Annotated in this window: 15 protein-coding genes; 9 read left to right on the top strand and 6 right to left on the bottom strand. The window is 62.5% G+C overall.

The features are described 5' to 3' along the window. Positions 1–34: 34 nt before the first annotated feature. The 6 genes from RT21_RS11230 to RT21_RS11205 all read right to left on the bottom strand — a co-directional run bounded on the left by RT21_RS11230 (position 35) and on the right by RT21_RS11205 (position 6,926). Complete coding sequence (locus RT21_RS11230; protein ID WP_046162811.1) at positions 35–1,354, bottom strand: PQQ-dependent sugar dehydrogenase; 1,320 nt, start codon at positions 1,352–1,354, stop codon at positions 35–37. Positions 1,355–1,386: 32 nt separating this feature from the next. After that, positions 1,387–1,914: an MgtC/SapB family protein gene (locus tag RT21_RS11225; RefSeq protein ID WP_045429653.1), complete on the bottom strand. Its 528-nt coding sequence runs from the start codon at positions 1,912–1,914 to the stop codon at positions 1,387–1,389. Between the two features lie 63 nt (positions 1,915–1,977). Next, positions 1,978–3,000 (bottom strand): DUF5924 family protein, encoded by a 1,023-nt coding sequence (locus RT21_RS11220; protein ID WP_046162810.1) that lies wholly within the window; start codon positions 2,998–3,000, stop codon positions 1,978–1,980. Between the two features lie 134 nt (positions 3,001–3,134). Beyond that, on the bottom strand, positions 3,135–3,629 hold the full coding sequence (locus RT21_RS11215; protein WP_046162861.1) for a DUF2726 domain-containing protein: 495 nt from the start codon (positions 3,627–3,629) through the stop codon (positions 3,135–3,137). Between the two features lie 1,288 nt (positions 3,630–4,917). Further along, on the bottom strand, positions 4,918–5,568 hold the full coding sequence (locus tag RT21_RS11210; RefSeq protein ID WP_045429649.1) for a response regulator: 651 nt from the start codon (positions 5,566–5,568) through the stop codon (positions 4,918–4,920). After that, entirely contained in the window at positions 5,565–6,926 is a 1,362-nt protein-coding gene (locus RT21_RS11205; protein ID WP_177327083.1) for a PAS domain-containing sensor histidine kinase, read from the bottom strand. Before RT21_RS11205 ends, RT21_RS11210 begins: the two co-directional genes overlap by 4 nt. Positions 6,927–7,212: 286 nt before the next feature. Here RT21_RS11205 and RT21_RS11200 point away from each other — a divergent pair, with 286 nt between their 5' ends. Genes RT21_RS11200 through RT21_RS11160 form a run of 9 tightly spaced genes read left to right on the top strand, consistent with a single transcriptional unit; the run spans position 7,213 to position 15,788 of the window. Then, entirely contained in the window at positions 7,213–8,310 is a 1,098-nt protein-coding gene (locus RT21_RS11200) for a methyl-accepting chemotaxis protein (protein WP_156155716.1), read from the top strand. A gap of 21 nt (positions 8,311–8,331) precedes the next feature. Beyond that, entirely contained in the window at positions 8,332–8,697 is a 366-nt protein-coding gene (locus tag RT21_RS11195; RefSeq protein ID WP_021205875.1) for a response regulator, read from the top strand. A gap of 1 nt (position 8,698) precedes the next feature. Beyond that, complete coding sequence (locus RT21_RS11190) at positions 8,699–9,022, top strand: STAS domain-containing protein (RefSeq protein ID WP_046162809.1); 324 nt, start codon at positions 8,699–8,701, stop codon at positions 9,020–9,022. Between the two features lie 12 nt (positions 9,023–9,034). Further along, positions 9,035–11,263, top strand: coding sequence for a chemotaxis protein CheA (locus RT21_RS11185; RefSeq protein ID WP_046162808.1), 2,229 nt, complete (start codon positions 9,035–9,037; stop codon positions 11,261–11,263). A gap of 12 nt (positions 11,264–11,275) precedes the next feature. Beyond that, positions 11,276–12,925: a methyl-accepting chemotaxis protein gene (locus tag RT21_RS11180; protein WP_046162807.1), complete on the top strand. Its 1,650-nt coding sequence runs from the start codon at positions 11,276–11,278 to the stop codon at positions 12,923–12,925. A gap of 10 nt (positions 12,926–12,935) precedes the next feature. Then, entirely contained in the window at positions 12,936–13,451 is a 516-nt protein-coding gene (locus RT21_RS11175; RefSeq protein WP_046162806.1) for a chemotaxis protein CheW, read from the top strand. Positions 13,452–13,453: 2 nt separating this feature from the next. Further along, positions 13,454–14,260, top strand: a complete 807-nt coding sequence (locus RT21_RS11170; RefSeq protein WP_046162805.1) for a CheR family methyltransferase — start codon at positions 13,454–13,456, stop codon at positions 14,258–14,260. After that, positions 14,257–14,736: a chemotaxis protein CheD gene (locus tag RT21_RS11165; protein WP_046162804.1), complete on the top strand. Its 480-nt coding sequence runs from the start codon at positions 14,257–14,259 to the stop codon at positions 14,734–14,736. The genes RT21_RS11170 and RT21_RS11165 overlap by 4 nt, the downstream gene beginning before the upstream one ends. Continuing rightward, positions 14,733–15,788: a protein-glutamate methylesterase/protein-glutamine glutaminase gene (locus tag RT21_RS11160; RefSeq protein WP_046162803.1), complete on the top strand. Its 1,056-nt coding sequence runs from the start codon at positions 14,733–14,735 to the stop codon at positions 15,786–15,788. The genes RT21_RS11165 and RT21_RS11160 overlap by 4 nt, the downstream gene beginning before the upstream one ends. Positions 15,789–15,834 lie beyond the last annotated feature (46 nt).

Genomic DNA, 15,834 nt, shown 5'->3' with positions numbered 1-15,834 from the left:
GACCGGCTTGGGCCCCGGTCGCGATCCTCTCCCTTCACCGGCCGCTGGGTGTCACCCGCCAGATCACGTTACCGACGTCATCGGCGACCAATAGCGCGCCGGCCTTGTCCACTGCGACGCCCACCGGGCGACCCATGGCCTGCTCATCCTCGTTGAGAAAGCCGGTCAGCACGTCTTCGGCTGTGCCGTCCGGCTCGCCATCCTTGAAGGGTACGAAAACCACTTTATAGCCACTGCGAGGCTTGCGGTTCCATGAACCATGCTGGCCGATGAACGCGCCGTGACGGTATCGCTCGGGCAGCTGCGAGCCTTCATAGAAGGCCAGTCCGAGAGAGGCTGTGTGTGCGCCAAGTGCGTAGTCGGGCATGAGGGCTTTGGCCACCAGATCCGGGCGCGGCGGCTTGACCCGCTCGTCGACGTGCTGACCGTAATAGCTGTAGGGCCAGCCGTAGAAACCGCCGTCTTGTACCGATGTCATGTAATCGGGCACCAGATCGCTGCCGATTTCGTCGCGCTCGTTGACGGTGGTCCACAGCTCGCCGCTGTCTGGTTGCCAGGCCAGACCATTGGGGTTGCGCAGGCCAGAGGCGAACAACCGCATCGTCTTATCGTGCGGGTCAATCTCAAGAATGGCCGCGCGGTTTTCCTCGGCCTCCATGCCGTTTTCACCCACGTTGCTGTTGGAGCCGCTGGTAACGTACAGCCGTGATCCGTCGTGGCTGGCGATGACGTTCTTGGTCCAATGGTGGTTGATCGGCCCGGCTGGAAGGTCGACCACTTTCTCACCCGCCGCGTCGATCCTGGTCGCACCTTGCTTGTAGGGGAAGCGCACCAGTGCATCGGTGTTGGCGACGTAAAGCTGATCGCCAATGAGTGCCATGCCGAACGGCGAGTTCAAACCTTCGAGGAATACCGAGCGGTCCTCCAGCGTGCCATCACCATCACTGTCACGCAGCAGCGTGATGCGGTTGGCGCTCGTACCGCCGGAGCCCGCCCGCGCCATGACCTTCTTCATGATCCAGCCACGTAGGCCTTGGCCGTCCTCCGGCTTCGCGGGCGCATTGCTTTCGGCCACGAGCACGTCACCATTGGGCAGCACATAGAGCCAGCGCGGATGATCGAGGTTGCCAGCGAACGCCTGGACTTGCAGGCCGGGAGCCGCTTGCGGCGAGCGATCCGCGGGCCACCCGGTGGCCTCGGCGATGTTGACGGTCGGGATCAGCGACTTGTTCGGCTCGGGCAGCGCCGGGGCCGGGCCGTAGCCAGCTTCGACTGGCAGTGTTGCAGTGTCGCCGCAGCCGGCCAGGCCAAGCATAAGCGCCCCGGTTGTCAGGTAAGCGTAACGGCTAGGCATGGTCTACTCCTGTGTGATGATCGCAGCTGGACTCATGGGGCATTGTCCTGATCACGCCCCCTCTTGTGGGTACTGGCCGATCTATGCGCTGCATGTTGTTCCAGGCGAGGCATCAGCAGAAAGATGACCAATGCGAAGGCCGTCGTCATCACTGCGGTGGACTCATGACCCAGCCCCGTGGCGACGCCGATTGCCGCGGTCAGCCAGATTCCTGCCGCCGTGGTAAGACCTTTGACGTCCTCCACTGAACTGCCCTTGAGAATAGTGCCGGCGCCCAGAAAGCCAATACCGGTGATGATGCCTTGCATGACCCTAGACAAGTCTTCGATCGGCATCCCTGCTTCCAGTGGCACCAAAACGAAAAGGGCGGCACCCAGCGATACCAGCATATGGGTGCGCAGGCCGGCGGCCTTGCCCTTGTATTCACGTTCGTAGCCGAGCACGCCACCCAAAAACGCAGCCAGGACCAGCCGTACGGAGACGCGAATCGCATGCTCGAAGTCGGGGATGTCGGAAAATTCCGACGCGACGGTGCGGCTCAAGATGTCCCACCATTCCATGCATTCCTCCCTTGGGCTTAGCGGACGTGCTTTGCCGTTCGAGTACCGCCTGGCTTCAGCGGTTCATTCCACGACCTCGAAGCGCAGCATGCCGATCATTTGCCCTGCCTCGGTCATCACCCGCACGCGCCATTTACCTTCGGCCTGCTTTGGAAAGTTGCGCTTGTGGGTCCAGGCACGATAGCCGGCCTCCCGGCCACCGCTGATGTCCAGCGGGATGCGGTCGACCCGCTTACCGTTGTGCATCCATTCATGGTAGATGCGTTCTTTCAGGCCGCGCGGCGCGTTGATTGCGGTAAACGCGTAAAGGCCATTGCTATGCAGCTGTTGGCTGGAGATTTCACGCAGACGATTGCCAGGTTTGCGCGAGGCATCATCGAGGGTCGTGGTGACTGCGACATCCGTCAGCCAGAGCGTTGCCGGCGGCACCCAGGTGCGTCCCACCCAGCCGGCCAGCCCGACCACGGCAGCGAGCGCCAGCACCCCCAACACGCTTCTCCAGTTCCACGAAGCAAACAAGCCGCTGAGGCTCGGCAGTGCGAGTACCACGGCGATGCCCAATGCCCAGAGGTAACTTTGCGGTGTCGACAGGTGAAAGATGATCGGTAGCGCAGTGAGTAGAACGGCAAACAATGTCAGCGCATGAAATGCTAGATAGACCCAGCGCCGCGGCGCGAGCCACTTGTAATACAGCGGATCGACCAGCGAGACCAGCGCTGCCAAGCCCAGCATCACGGTGAACGCGGCCTGGCCACTGTTCCAGGTCGTGGTGATGAAAAAGAACGGGATGATGAAGAACAGGCTTTCCTGGTGGACCATTTGCGTCACATAGCGCAGCAAAGGCGGCGGCACCTTCCAGCCGAAGCGGCGTTCCAGACCGGCGCGTAGGCTTTTCTCCAACATCAGCCAGAGCCAGCTGAACAGCATCAAGGCTGCGATGACCTTGGCCAACCCGGCGTGGCGCTCGACCAGCACAAAACTGGCCAGGCCCGAACAGAAGCCAAAGAGTGCAACCGTGCCGGGGTAGCGGCGAATCAGCCGCGAGGCCAGCTCGAACAGGCTCAAGAAGAGTGTCTTCAACGGCATGTCGACTTCACAGTGAGGGGTGTCTCCGATTGATACGAGGCAGACGCCGAACGAGCGAGGGGCTCATCGTTGTTCTGTAGGCAGGCTATTGTGCTTGAGTTCCCGGGCTGCCGTTCAGGCATCGCAGCGGCTGATTATGCCGAGCCGTGGGAGATCGGAGGGATTGCCTGATCAATGGCCGCACACAAGCGATCATAGGCGCGGGCGGTCTCCGGTGTCAGGCGGATCAGTGGTAGATCGATGGTCTGGCAGAGCTCATCGACGAACGCGTTGGCCTCGTCAGGCTCCTCCATTTCGATGGCGCAACAGGGCGTCAACGTCTGCGGGTCGCACAATAGGAAATCGAACCGTGCCGCGGAGATGCGGTTGACCGCCTGATACCAGGGCGCACGCCGCGGAACCGCTGTGACTTCAACCACATCGGCAACACGCACCTTGCATAGAATCAGGAAGCGCTCACCCACGGCCTGCTGCAACAGGGCCAGCAATTCCTGCTCGCTCGGCTGAAAAAACGGCTCTTGCAGCCGGTAGGGCATGCGCAGCGCCGGGTGGTTGTACTGACGCTGCTTGATAAAAAAGACCAGCGCAAAGCAGACGAATGCCGCTAGCACCAGAGCCAGGAAACTCATCATCGAGCGGCCTCCGGGACTGACGGCTGCGAGCTTGCAGAAACGAGCCATGACGGCATGGAAGAACTCCGGTACGGCGAATGTAACTATTGGAGGAGGCGACCCCAGTGAAGTTCGTTACCGCGAACACCGTTCAGCGATGCGAACGCCTCCTTGGAACGCTCGCGGATAGTTATCCCATATATCTGTTAAGTGTTCTGTGGATAACCTTGGGGTCAACAGCGCAGCGCCAGAAGCTGCGCCGCTTTCCGTCGCCTGATCAACTTTTGATCAGGCCGCCGCTACAGGTGAAAACACACAGCTAAGCGGTTTTTGCAATCTAAAAACAGGCCGTTCGCGGGTGTTTGTCCATATGCATAACGTGAGGTTTGGGGTTATCCCCGATTGCTGTGGAGAGTGCTGTGGATAAAGGAAGGTGAACCCTGCCGAAACGCCGCCGTATCTGGGCTGTAGCTGATCGGTCGTTTTTCGTACAGCGGTACGGCGGACAATCGGCCAACGCTGTAGGTGAGGGTGCATTGCCCAGCGCGTCGCGGAGCTGGGCTGCAGGTCGTTCAGCAAGGGGACCAGCGGCTGCTGTGATTCGCGTTGCTGGAATACGCCGGGACACTGCGCGCTCATTCAGGCCCTGTTGCGCGATTCCGAAACTCCGTCCGCTGCGGCTGGTGCGTGATGCCGTCCATTGGAAATACAGCCAGTGATACTGGCGCCGCGAAACGTGCCCGGCGAACGCCAGGATTCCCTGCGGCCAAAACGTCAGCAGCGCTCGCCAATGCAGACACCATTGATCCCTAAGGCGTAGTTAGCAAACAAGCTCTGGATCATCTCAAGACTGGGCATGGGCGGCTCCTCGTTATTGAAAACAAGCCTAGTCGCTTCCCGACGGTATGCCCTTTAGCTTTTGTTGATCGCTTCGATAGGCCTCGTGCCAAACTTATCCCCTTAGTCTGTGCAAGCTTCTGTGCATAACCTATTAGTGACCTTCGCAAACAGCCGGAACTACTGGCGTTGCGGGCGCTGATCAAGAACTGATCAGCTAATGCCTGAGAAGCGTTAAGTGGTTGTTACGCGGAATATTTTGCTTGACAGCGACTGCGTGGTGAGAGCTGGGAGCACAGCCGTTTATTGTCCAGTATTACTGTGGGGCTCTCTGTGGATAACATGGGGAAACGAAGCGCCAGGGCGCGCTACGACTGGGGTGTAGCTGGCTGGTCGTAAAATGAACAGCTGTGGCCCGGGGCTGACGCTCTGATTGGAAGTCATGGCGAGTGAAGCGGCCGACAAATCTTCAGTCATCGGTACTGACAAGGCCTTTGCGCAGCGCATACAGCACCAGCGAAGGCACATCACGCAGTTTGAGACGATCCATGATCTGCGCCCGGTGCGCATCTACCGTCTTCACGCTCAAGCCCAGGCCGCTGGCGATATCACGCGTCGAAACGCCGCGCACGATCAGCCGCAGGATTTCAACCTGGCGTGGCGTCAGCGACGGAGCGCCAGGCTGCTCGCGCTGGCCGCCTTCGATCACTGCCGACTGGATGACTGTCTGCGCGATACCGGGGCTGAGGTACGACTCGTTGCGCGACAGCGCCCTCAATGCCAGCTCCAGCTCCTGCGCGGCGGCGTCTTTGAGTAGGTAACCGCTGGCACCCAGGCGCAGCGCCTGCAGGACATAGTCCGGCGTGGTGTGCATCGACAGAATCAGGAACTGCACATTGGGGAATTCGGTGCGCCACTGACGCAGGGCATCCAGGCCGCTCATGTGTTTCATGCTGATATCCAGTAACAGGATGTCAGGCTTGAGTTCGGTGAGGATGGTGTGAACCTCGCTGCCGTCGGCTCCCTCGGCTACCACCTCGTATCCCGGCTGGTCTTGCACCAGCGCCCGCAGGCCTGCTCTGACCAGTCCATGATCGTCAATCAGTGCTACCCGTTTCATGCATCTACTCCGTGGTGCGGGGATGGGGCTGCTATCGGCAAGCTCACGGTTACCCGTGTGCCGACCCCGCTGAGGCTTGCTATGTTCAGTTCTCCGCTCAGTGCAGCGACGCGCTCTTCCATGCTGGTCAGGCCCAGACTTAGAGCGCGTGCACGAGCCGCTCGAAAGTCGAAGCCTACGCCGTCATCAATGACTTCGACCTGAAGAAGGTTGACCGTACGGCGGATATGGACCTCCACGCGGCTGGCATGGGCATGGCGGGCGACGTTGTTTACCGCTTCCTGGATGATGCGGAACGCAACCAGCGCGATGTCAGGAGATAGGCCGACCGTTTCGCCATCAAGCTTAAGCGACCAGCGGGTATGCGCAGCTTCGAGGAAACGCGACAGGTGCCAGTGGACGGCGGCCTGCAGACCGAGCGTCTCGAGTTGCAGCGGATGCAGCGCCAGCGACAGGCTGCGCACCTTGTCCAGCGCTTCGTCGGCAGCATCACTGAGCTGGGCGGCGAGCCTAGCCAACACCGGTTCATGCGCCAGCGACCCGCACAGCCGTTGCAGGTGCAGCTTGAGGGCTGTGAGTTGCTGGCCGATGTCGTCGTGCAGGTCACGTGCGAGCTGGCGGCGCTGGTTCTCCTGGACCTCCATCAGCCGCTGCGACAGATGTTGGAGGCGCTGGTTGGCCTGCTCCAGCTCGCGCTGCATCCGCTCCGACTCGCTGATGTCACGCAGCAACAAGAGCACGTCGTGGTATCCGTCGTTTTCCAGTAGCAGCTCGCTTACTTCGGCCTGGAACGGGGCGCCGTCGGCGCGCAGCAGGGTGACGTGTCGAAAGCACAGCGGGCCGATCACGCCACACTGCAGGCGGTCCAGCCGCTCGGCTTCGCGTGCTCGCAGGTCTGGGGCAACGTAGGGCTGCCATTCACCTGTGACCGATGGCGCCTCGCCTGACGGATCGAACAGGCTGCCCGCCGCCGCATTGCAAAAGCGGACCTGTCCGCTGCGAATGATCACCACGCCGTCGGGTAGGCTGGCGACCACCCGTTCGTAAATGCGCGGCGGATAGGTGCCGGTCGGTTCGGCTGGCGGCGATGGGGCGACGTGCGTGGCGCGGGCGATTACGCCTTCGCTGGCGGCTGACTGTTGCGCCCGCATCGAGCGGAGCATGACCTGGATGGCCAGCCACACCAGCGCTGACGACAGCAGCACCGCCAGCAGACTCCAGCCGATGGGCATCGATGGCCGTGTCCCGATCCAGAGCCCGCCCAGCAGCATGAGCCCCGCATGCAGCGCGGCGATTGCCCAGGGCATCCAGCGCAACAGTGAGTGGGGCGAACCCAGGCGATCTGTAATGTTTGACACACGCTCCGTCATCTAAGAACCGTTACCTGCGGTCGGTGGGTGCCGCTGCGTGCGGCACCGCCAGGGGTAGCTGTTTCTGCGCGAGCGCTCTATCTAGCCTAGTCCGCGCACCGGCCCTCGCAACCTTGCAGCCCGATGGATGACGCGAGGTGGCCCATGCAGCCCCGGCAGCGGCGGGGAAAACTTTAGCGCTTTGACACCTTAGGACACCCTAGAGCCGCCTAGGGTTTAGCCTGATATCGCGGTCGCTGCCGGCACCCTATCGTGCCGACCATTCGACTCTGTCATGCGAGGCCGTACCGTGTTTGCCTACCCCGTACTCTGGATTGGAATCGCCACCGGGCTTGCCGGTCTTGCCCTGGGCTCGTTCTGGATCGTCGGTACGGGCAGCGCCATTTGCGTCGCCGCTGCGGTGTTCCTGAAGCCTCGCGCCTCGCGTGGGCCGGCCACCCCCGAACCAGTCACCGCGCCGCCGGTTGCCGTACCGGCCGTCGAGCCGCTGCTCAACGCCGTTTTGCCGACCTGGGGCAAGAACCTGGGGCAGGTGCGCGACATCCAGCAAAACAGCGTGCGCCTGCTGTTCGAGCACTTCGCTGGATTGTCGGCTCGCCTCAGCCAGACCCTGAGCAATTCGGACAATGTGATCGGCGGCGATGGCATGGCCAGCAGCCTGCGCCAGGCGCAGAACCGCCTCAATGAAGTGACCTCGGCGTTCCACGCCGCCAGCGGCCGCAAGGCCGAACTGCTGGGCACCATTTCCGACCTCAACGGCTACGCGGCTGAGCTGCAGTCGATGGCCAAGCACGTGCAGGACATCGCCAGCCAGACCAACCTGCTCGCGCTCAACGCCGCCATTGAGGCGGCCCGGGCCGGGGACTATGGCCGTGGTTTCTCGGTGGTCGCCGACGAGGTGCGCAAGCTGTCGACGCTGTCGGCCGAGACCGGCCAGCGGATGGGCAACAAGGTCAGCGAAATCAACCAGGCGATCCGCGCCACTGTCACCGCGGCAGACGAACTGACCACCAGCGAGCGCGACAACCTGAGCTACCTCGACAGCGTGGCGGGTGACGTCATGCAAGGGCTGGGGCAGAGCCTCAATGAACTCTCGGTCACCTCGTTGCAGCTGCAGCAGGAAACCCGCGTCACCCAGGCGACCATCGAGGAGATCGTCGTCAGCCTGCAGTTTCAGGACCGTACTGACCAGATGCTCGACCACCTGCAGCACGACATGCAGCGTCTCGACCAGGCAGTGCGTGCCGGCGACAACAGCGTGAACGACCCGCAGCGCTGGCTGCGCGAGCTGCACCAGCACTTCACCACCGACGAGGAGCGCCACGGCAAGACCCGTAGCAAGAGCGCTGCCGACGACGTGACCTTTTTCTGATTCAACAAGGAGCATCACCACATGGCCAAGACCATTCTCATCGTCGACGACTCGCTCTCCATGCGCCAGCTGGTGAAGATGACCCTCACCGGCGCGGGTCATCAGGTCATCGAGGCCGTCGATGGCAAGGACGCGCTGACAAAGCTCAACGGGCAGAAGATCAACCTGATCATCAGTGACGTGAACATGCCAAACCTCGATGGCATCGGCCTGGTGAAGGCGGTCAAGGCCAATGCGGCCTACCGCTTCACGCCCATCGTCATGCTCACCACCGAAAGCGAGCAGGGCAAGAAAGCCGAGGGCCAGGCCGCCGGTGCCAAGGCCTGGATCGTCAAGCCGTTCCAGCCGCAGCAACTGCTGACAGCTGTCGACAAGCTGGTCGGCTGACATGCTCGAACTCACCTACGACCGCAGCGTGGTGCCGGCCCGGCTTCGCCTGTCCGGCAGCCTGACCATCTACGAAGTCGGCGAGGCGCATGCGACCTTGCTGAGCATGCTGGCAAAGCCTGAGGCAAACCCTTGCCTGCTCGACCTCGAAGCGCTCGAAGAACTCGACACCGCCGGGGCGCAGCTGCTGCTCGCGACCCAGCGTCATTTCGAGGCCGCCGGCGGCAGTTTGAAGGTGCAGGGACCGGCCGCCACGGTGACCGAGGTGCTCGAGCTGTTGCGCCTTGAAACGCTGTACCCCGACGTCCTACTGGCTCATCGCTGAAAGGAAACCGTGATGCTTGATGGCGAACAATGGAGCCAGCTGTTGCTGAGCTTTGTCGAGGAGGCCCGCGATCTGGCCAAGCAGGCCGAAGAGTACCTGCTGCTGCTTGACGAGTGCCCCACCGACGAACAGGCGATCAACGGGCTGTTCCGCGCAATGCACACGCTCAAGGGCTCGGCTGGGCTGTTTTCGCTCGCGCCGCTGGTGGGCTTTACCCATCATCTGGAAAACCTGCTCATGGCGGTGCGTGACGGTGCGCAGAGCCTGTCGCCAGAACTGATCTCGCTGATGCTGCGCTGCCTGGATGAAATCAGCGCCATGATCGATCTGATCGATACCGACAAGGGCGAGCTGCTGGTCGACGACAGCCGCCACCAGCCGCTGCTTGCCGAGCTCGCCAGCTGCATCGACGCTGCGCCCCAGGCGCTGCAGATCCCGGTTGTGATGCTGCCCGAGGACGGCTGCAACAGTCGTGGGCAGCTGCAACGCTGCGCCAGTTGCGACGCCGATGGCGCCTGGCACATCTCGTTGCGGTTTCACGCCGATCTGCTGCGAAACGGCTTCGAACCCAGTTCGTTCGTCCGCTTTCTGAGCCGTCTGGGCGACATCCTGCATCTACAGACAATCAGTGAATCGTTGCCCTCGCTGGCCGAACTGCAGCCGGAGACCTGTTACCTCGGCCTCGAAATCGCGCTGTGCACGCCGGCCAGCAAGGGCGAGATCGAGGAAGTTTTCGAATTCATCGAGGACTTCTGCACCCTGCGCATCCTGCCTCCGACCAGCGCCCTTGAGGATTATTTACAGCTCATTCATGAGCTGCCGGAAACCGATGAGCAGATTGGCCGGATTCTGGTTGCCAGCGGCCTGTTGACCGAACGCGAGCTCGAAGAAGGCTTGGCCCTGCAGGCGGCCGAAAGCACCGGGGTCAAGTCGCCGCTGGGTACCGTGCTGGTAAACGAGGGGCTGGTAGCGCCCCAGGTGGTCAACGCCGCGCTGGCAAAGCAACAGGTTGCCCGTGAAAAGCGCAGCCAGGAAAACAGCCAGATCCGTGTGGCTGCAAACAAGCTGGACGAACTGATCAACTTGGTCGGTGAGCTGGTCATCAGCGCCGCCGGTGCCCAGCTGCGTGCGCGCTCCCACGGCGACGCCGGCTGTATAGAAAGTACTCAAACGGTCAATCAGCATGTTGAGCTGATCCGCGAGGCAGCGCTGAAGCTGCGCATGATCGAGATCGGCGACACCTTCAACCGCTTCCAGCGCGTGGTGCGCGATGTCAGCCAGCAACTGGGCAAGGATATTCGTCTGGATATCCGTGGCGCGGACACCGAGCTCGACAAAGCGGTCATCGACAAGCTGGCCGACCCCCTGACGCACCTGGTGCGCAACGCCATCGACCACGGTATCGAGTCAGCAGAAGGCCGTGTCGCCGCTGGTAAACCGGTCGAAGGCCACCTGCGACTGAACGCTTATCACGAATCGGGCATGATCGTGATCGAGGTCGGCGACGACGGGCGCGGCCTCAACACCGCGCGCATCCGTGAGAAAGCAATCGCGCGCGGCCTGATCGATGCAGCATCAAACCTGCCCGAACAGGACATCCAGGCGCTCATATTCGCCGCCGGGTTCTCCACCGCCGAGAGCGTGTCCGACCTGTCGGGACGCGGCGTGGGGCTGGATGTGGTGCGCAGCGCTATCGACGCCTTGCGCGGCACCATAGAGATCGATTCCCGTGAAGGTCTGGGCTGCACCTTCCGCATCCGCCTGCCGCTCACGCTGGCGATCATCGATGGTTTCCTCGTCAGCCTTGGCGACGACTATTTCGTCATCCCGCTGGACATGGTCACCGAGTGTCTGGAGATGGACGCCGAGCAACTCAGTTCAGGCGCCTACGGCTACCTGAGTCTGCGCGGCAAGCCGCTGCCCTGTCTGTCGCTGGCAGCCCATTTCAACCTGGCGGAAAGTCACGCCAAACGCCGCAACATCATTGTCGTCAGCCAGGGCCGGCAACAAGCCGGGCTGATCGTCGATCACCTTCACGGTGAACTGCAAACCGTCATCAAGCCGCTCGGGCAGCTGTTCCAGCACCTGCAAGGCATTGGTGGCTCCACCATCCTGGGTACCGGGCAAGTAGCCCTGATCCTGGATATCCCCAGCCTGTTCCGTTACCTGCAAAACCACGTCGACGCGAATCCTGCTGCCCAGCGCATCAGCCAATCCCGCCAGGACCTCGCAGGCCAGTAAGGAGAAACAACCATGAACGTATTCGGTAACTTCAAGATAGGGACGCGCTTGATTGCGGGTTTCCTGATAGTGGTGGCACTGACCATTACCGTGGGCATGCTGGGTATACGTAACCTCGAGCACGTCAACGAGCTGTCCGACCAGATGTATGACCGCGAGTTGATCTCGCTGAACAATATCCAGTCGGCCAATGTGCAGCTGATCTATGTGGGACGTAGTCTGCGTTCGAGCCTGCTGGCCACCAGCCTGGAGGAGCGTGACTCTTCCATCAAACGGACCCGCGAGGCGATCAGCAAGATGTATGAGTACATCGAGCTCACCCGCACCAGCTTCGTGACGCCCGAAGGCCTCGCCCAGTTCGAGTCGCTCAGCGAGCCGGTTGCCGCTTACGTGCAGACCGTCGAGCAGGCCCTAAAGCTGCGCGAAGCCTCCAGCGAGGTGCGCCCGGCCGACGAGCTGACCGTGATGCTGCCGCAACTGCGTGAGACCGGAAACAAGGCCGACGATCTGCTGACCGCCCTGGTGGAGCGTAAGGTCGCCAATGCTAAGGAAGCCAATGAACAAATCACCGGCATCTACCTCGATTCGCGGACCCAGATGATCGCATTGGTGATCATTGCCGCCGTGCTCGGCTTCGGCATCGGCATTCTGGTCACACGCAGCATTACCCGGCCGCTCAACCACGCCGTGTCGGTTGCCGATGCGCTCGCGGCTGGCGACCTCAGTGTGCAGGTGGAGGTGAACAGCAAGGACGAGACGGGCCAGTTGCTCAACGCCATGAAGAACATGGCCGAGCGGCTGCGTAGCGTGATGGGCGATGTGCGCAGCGCTGCCGATTCCCTGTCCTCGGCCTCGGAGGAAGTCAGTGCCACCTCGCAATCGCTCAGTCAGGCGGCTAGCGAGCAGGCGGCGGGCGTCGAGCAGACCACCGCGTCGGTGGAGCAGATGTCCGCATCCATCGCGCAGAACACCGAAAGCGCCAAGATCACCGACAGCATTGCCGGCAAGGCCGCCAATGACGCCGTAGCCGGTGGCCGGGCAGTGCGCGATATGGTCGTTGCGATGAAGCAGATCGCGGACAAGATCGGCATCATCGATGACATCGCTTACCAGACGAACCTGCTGGCGCTCAACGCGGCTATCGAGGCGGCGCGAGCGGGCGATCATGGCAAGGGGTTCGCTGTGGTGGCGGCTGAAGTTCGCAAGCTGGCCGAGCGCAGCCAGGTGGCTGCCCAGGAAATCGGCGGCGTGGCCGGTAGCAGCGTGCAGCTGGCCGAGCAGGCCGGTCGCCTGCTCGACGATATCGTTCCGAACATCCAGAGGACTTCGGACCTGGTGCAGGAAATCACCGCGGCATCCCAGGAGCAGAGTACCGGCGCGGGCCAGATCAATATCGCCATGGGGCAGATGAACCAGATCACCCAGCAAAACGCCTCGGCGTCCGAAGAGCTGGCTGCCACCTCCGAGGAGATGAACGCCCAGGCCTCGCAACTGCTGGAGCTGATCGGCTTCTTCCGTCTTGATGCGCGCGATGGGGTCGCTCAGGGCCTCGGTCGCCAGCCACAGGCACCCAGCGTCAAGCCCAGCGGCAACCGCTCGGTGCGCAGCATCCGCAAGCCGACCGCCATGGCTGATGACAGTCAGTTCGTCAGCTTCACATAAGGGGGCGCAGATGAATTTTCCACAGGTAAGCGGTGCCGCCAACACCGCGCCGGCTGATATCCAGCACCTGTCGTTCCGGGTGCGCCAGGCGCGCTACGCGTTGCCGATCGAGCTGGTACGCGAAATCATCGAGTACGGGCAGATCACCGGCGTGCCGATGATGCCGGCGTGCATCCACGGCGTAATTAACCTGCGCGGCAATGTGGTGCCGGTGCTGGACCTGGCCGCACGCTTCGGTATGGAACGCACGGTGCCGAGCAAGCGGACCTGCATTGTGATCATCGAGCTGGACCTGAACGATGCGCTGCAGCGCATCGGCCTGGTGGTCGATGCGGTCGACGCCGTGCTGGATATCCAGGCTGCCGACGTCGAGCCCGCGCCAGGGTTCGGCGCTGGGATTCGGACAGAATTCATTGCCGGCATGGCGCGCGACGAGCGGGGTTTCACCATCATTCTGGACGTGCGCAAGGTGTTGTCGCTGGACGACATCCTGCAGATCAGCCAGGCGATGGCGCAGGCGAGCTGAGCATGCCGACGTCGAGCCTGCCGGTGCTGGGCGAGCAGGAGTTCCGGTTCCTGCAGCAGCTGATGGTCCAGGCGTCGGGTATTCATCTGAGCGACAGCAAGCGGCCGCTGGTCGCCGGCCGCCTGATGCGCAGGTTGCGGGCCCTGAACCTGAGCAGCTACCGCGACTACCTGTTGCTGCTCAAGGATCCGACGAAGCAGGCCGAGCAACGCTTGGTGATCGACCTGCTGACCACCAATGAAACCTACTTCTTTCGTGAGCCGCAGCATTTCCAGTTCCTGGCCCGCTGGCTGGACGGCCGGCGCGAGCCGTTGCGCATCTGGAGCGCCGCCTGTTCGTCGGGCGAAGAACCCTACACCCTGGGCATGGTGCTGGCCGAGCATGGGCCGGCGGAGTGGTCGATCCTTGGCAGCGACCTCAGCCGCACGGTGCTGGAAAAGGCCGAGGCTGCGATCTATCCGCTGGACGAGTCGAGCAACTTTCCGCCTGGCTGGCTCAAGCGCCACTGCCTGCGCGGTATCGGTGAGCACGAGGGCGCCTTTCGCTTCGGTCAGGACTTGCGGGAGCGGGTGCGCTTTCGCGAACTGAACCTGATGCGGCCGTTGCCTGAAGACATCGGCCGCTTCGATGTGATCTTCCTGCGCAACGTGCTCATTTATTTCAGCGCCGAGGACAAGCGAGCCATCGTTGCCCGCCTGATCGAACGCCTGCGCGTCGGCGGTTTGCTGTTTATCGGCCATGCGGAAAGCCTGCATGGGTTCGGACTGCCGCTGCGCAGCGTCGCTTCTTCGGTATTCGAGCGCCTATGACCGCGCCTCGTTTTCTCATGCCTGGCGAGTACTTGTTCGGTCCGCTTCAGGAGCCGGTGGCCACGCTGCTTGGCTCGTGTGTCGCCGTTACCCTGTGGCATCCGCGGTGTCGCCTGCTTGCCGTAAGCCATTTCGTCGTGCCCCGCAGCGCCTCCGACCAGGATGACACGCGCACCGGCGAAGCGGTGTTCGCGCGGCTGCAGCGCGACATGGTTAGCCACCGCACCGCGCCGGAGGAATACCGCAAAGGGCTCTATGGTGGCGGCACCTGCTTGCAGCCAGGCCGGCGCAACAGCCTGCAGATCGGGTTGATGAACATCGCGTTCGCCCGTGAGCAGTTCGCCTTGCTCGGTTGGCGCGCTGACGATGAGCAGCTCGGTGGCTTGGGTTATCGACGATTGACAGTCGATGGCCGAGACGGACGCCTGAGCTGTCAGTCGTTCACCACGGCCAACCTGCTGGAGGGCACCGCATGATCAAGGTGTTTATCGTCGATGACTCAGCACTGGTGCGGCAGGTCTTGTCGGCCTGTCTGGAAAGCCATCCGAATATCGAGGTGATTGGACAGGCGGCCGACCCACTGTTCGCGCTTGAGAAGATGCAGCGCAACTGGCCCGATGTGCTGGTGCTCGACGTCGAAATGCCGCGCATGGACGGCATCACCTTTCTGCGCAAGCTGATGGCCGAGCGGCCGACACCGACCATCATCTGTTCGACCCTGACTGAGGCGGGCGCGGCCATCACGCTCGAAGCGTTTGCAGCGGGCGCCGTTGGCGTTTTCACCAAGGCGCGACTCGGTCTTAAAGACAGTCTGCTGCAGCTCTCCAGCGATCTGATTAAACAGATCCAGCAGGCCGCCGCGACCCGTCCACGGGCTGTGGCTGCACGCACCGCGACGGTAACGGGACCGGCGCGCCCGGCGGAGCCGACCAGCAACGCGCTGACCACCACCGACAGGGTCGTTGCCCTGGGTACGTCCACTGGCGGCACCCAGGCACTGGAACTGGTGCTCAAACAGCTGCGCGTCGATTCGCCGGGCATCGTTATCGTCCAGCACATGCCGGAAAAATTCACCGCCGCCTTCGCTCAGCGTCTCGACAGCCTCTGCCAGATCGAGGTGCGTGAGGCCCGCCATCTGGATCGCGTGCGCTCCGGGCTGGCGCTAGTGGCACCCGGCGGCAAGCACATGCAGCTGAAACGCAGCGGCGCGCAGTATTTCGTCGAGGTGCTCGACGGGCCTCCAGTCAACCGGCACAAGCCGTCAGTGGACGTGCTGTTTCGCTCTGTCGCCCGCCATGCCGGGCATAACGCGCTGGGTGTGATCATGACCGGCATGGGCGACGACGGCGCCCGTGGACTGCTGGCCATGCGCGAAGCCGGCGCCCGCACGGTAGCCCAGGACGAAGCCAGCTGTGTCGTTTTCGGAATGCCCAAGGAGGCCTTGCAGCTGGGTGCGGCGCAGTGCACCGAGTCGCTGGAAAACTTGTCTCGCCTGATCACCGACTATGCACGCGCACCGCTTGCATGACGGCGGTTGCGCTTGGCGGGTACGTCGGTGTGATTAGAGACCTGCT

The organism is Pseudomonas sp. 10B238, from assembly GCF_000970615.1.
Lineage (GTDB): Bacteria > Pseudomonadota > Gammaproteobacteria > Pseudomonadales > Pseudomonadaceae > Stutzerimonas.
The sequence above is the reverse complement of the archived record's forward strand: the minus strand, read 5'-3'. Positions and strand labels throughout refer to the sequence as shown.

Coding starts and splice junctions, on each gene's coding strand:
- RT21_RS11190 (WP_046162809.1), top strand. CDS start 8,699: ATGCTCGAACTCACCTACGACCGCAGCGTGGTGCCGGCCCGGCTTCGC.
- RT21_RS11160 (WP_046162803.1), top strand. CDS start 14,733: ATGATCAAGGTGTTTATCGTCGATGACTCAGCACTGGTGCGGCAGGTC.
- RT21_RS11170 (WP_046162805.1), top strand. CDS start 13,454: ATGCCGACGTCGAGCCTGCCGGTGCTGGGCGAGCAGGAGTTCCGGTTC.
- RT21_RS11230 (WP_046162811.1), bottom strand. CDS start 1,354: ATGCCTAGCCGTTACGCTTACCTGACAACCGGGGCGCTTATGCTTGGC.
- RT21_RS11225 (WP_045429653.1), bottom strand. CDS start 1,914: ATGGAATGGTGGGACATCTTGAGCCGCACCGTCGCGTCGGAATTTTCC.
- RT21_RS11195 (WP_021205875.1), top strand. CDS start 8,332: ATGGCCAAGACCATTCTCATCGTCGACGACTCGCTCTCCATGCGCCAG.
- RT21_RS11220 (WP_046162810.1), bottom strand. CDS start 3,000: ATGCCGTTGAAGACACTCTTCTTGAGCCTGTTCGAGCTGGCCTCGCGG.
- RT21_RS11200 (WP_156155716.1), top strand. CDS start 7,213: ATGCGAGGCCGTACCGTGTTTGCCTACCCCGTACTCTGGATTGGAATC.
- RT21_RS11210 (WP_045429649.1), bottom strand. CDS start 5,568: ATGAAACGGGTAGCACTGATTGACGATCATGGACTGGTCAGAGCAGGC.
- RT21_RS11185 (WP_046162808.1), top strand. CDS start 9,035: ATGCTTGATGGCGAACAATGGAGCCAGCTGTTGCTGAGCTTTGTCGAG.
- RT21_RS11165 (WP_046162804.1), top strand. CDS start 14,257: ATGACCGCGCCTCGTTTTCTCATGCCTGGCGAGTACTTGTTCGGTCCG.
- RT21_RS11175 (WP_046162806.1), top strand. CDS start 12,936: ATGAATTTTCCACAGGTAAGCGGTGCCGCCAACACCGCGCCGGCTGAT.
- RT21_RS11215 (WP_046162861.1), bottom strand. CDS start 3,629: ATGAGTTTCCTGGCTCTGGTGCTAGCGGCATTCGTCTGCTTTGCGCTG.
- RT21_RS11180 (WP_046162807.1), top strand. CDS start 11,276: ATGAACGTATTCGGTAACTTCAAGATAGGGACGCGCTTGATTGCGGGT.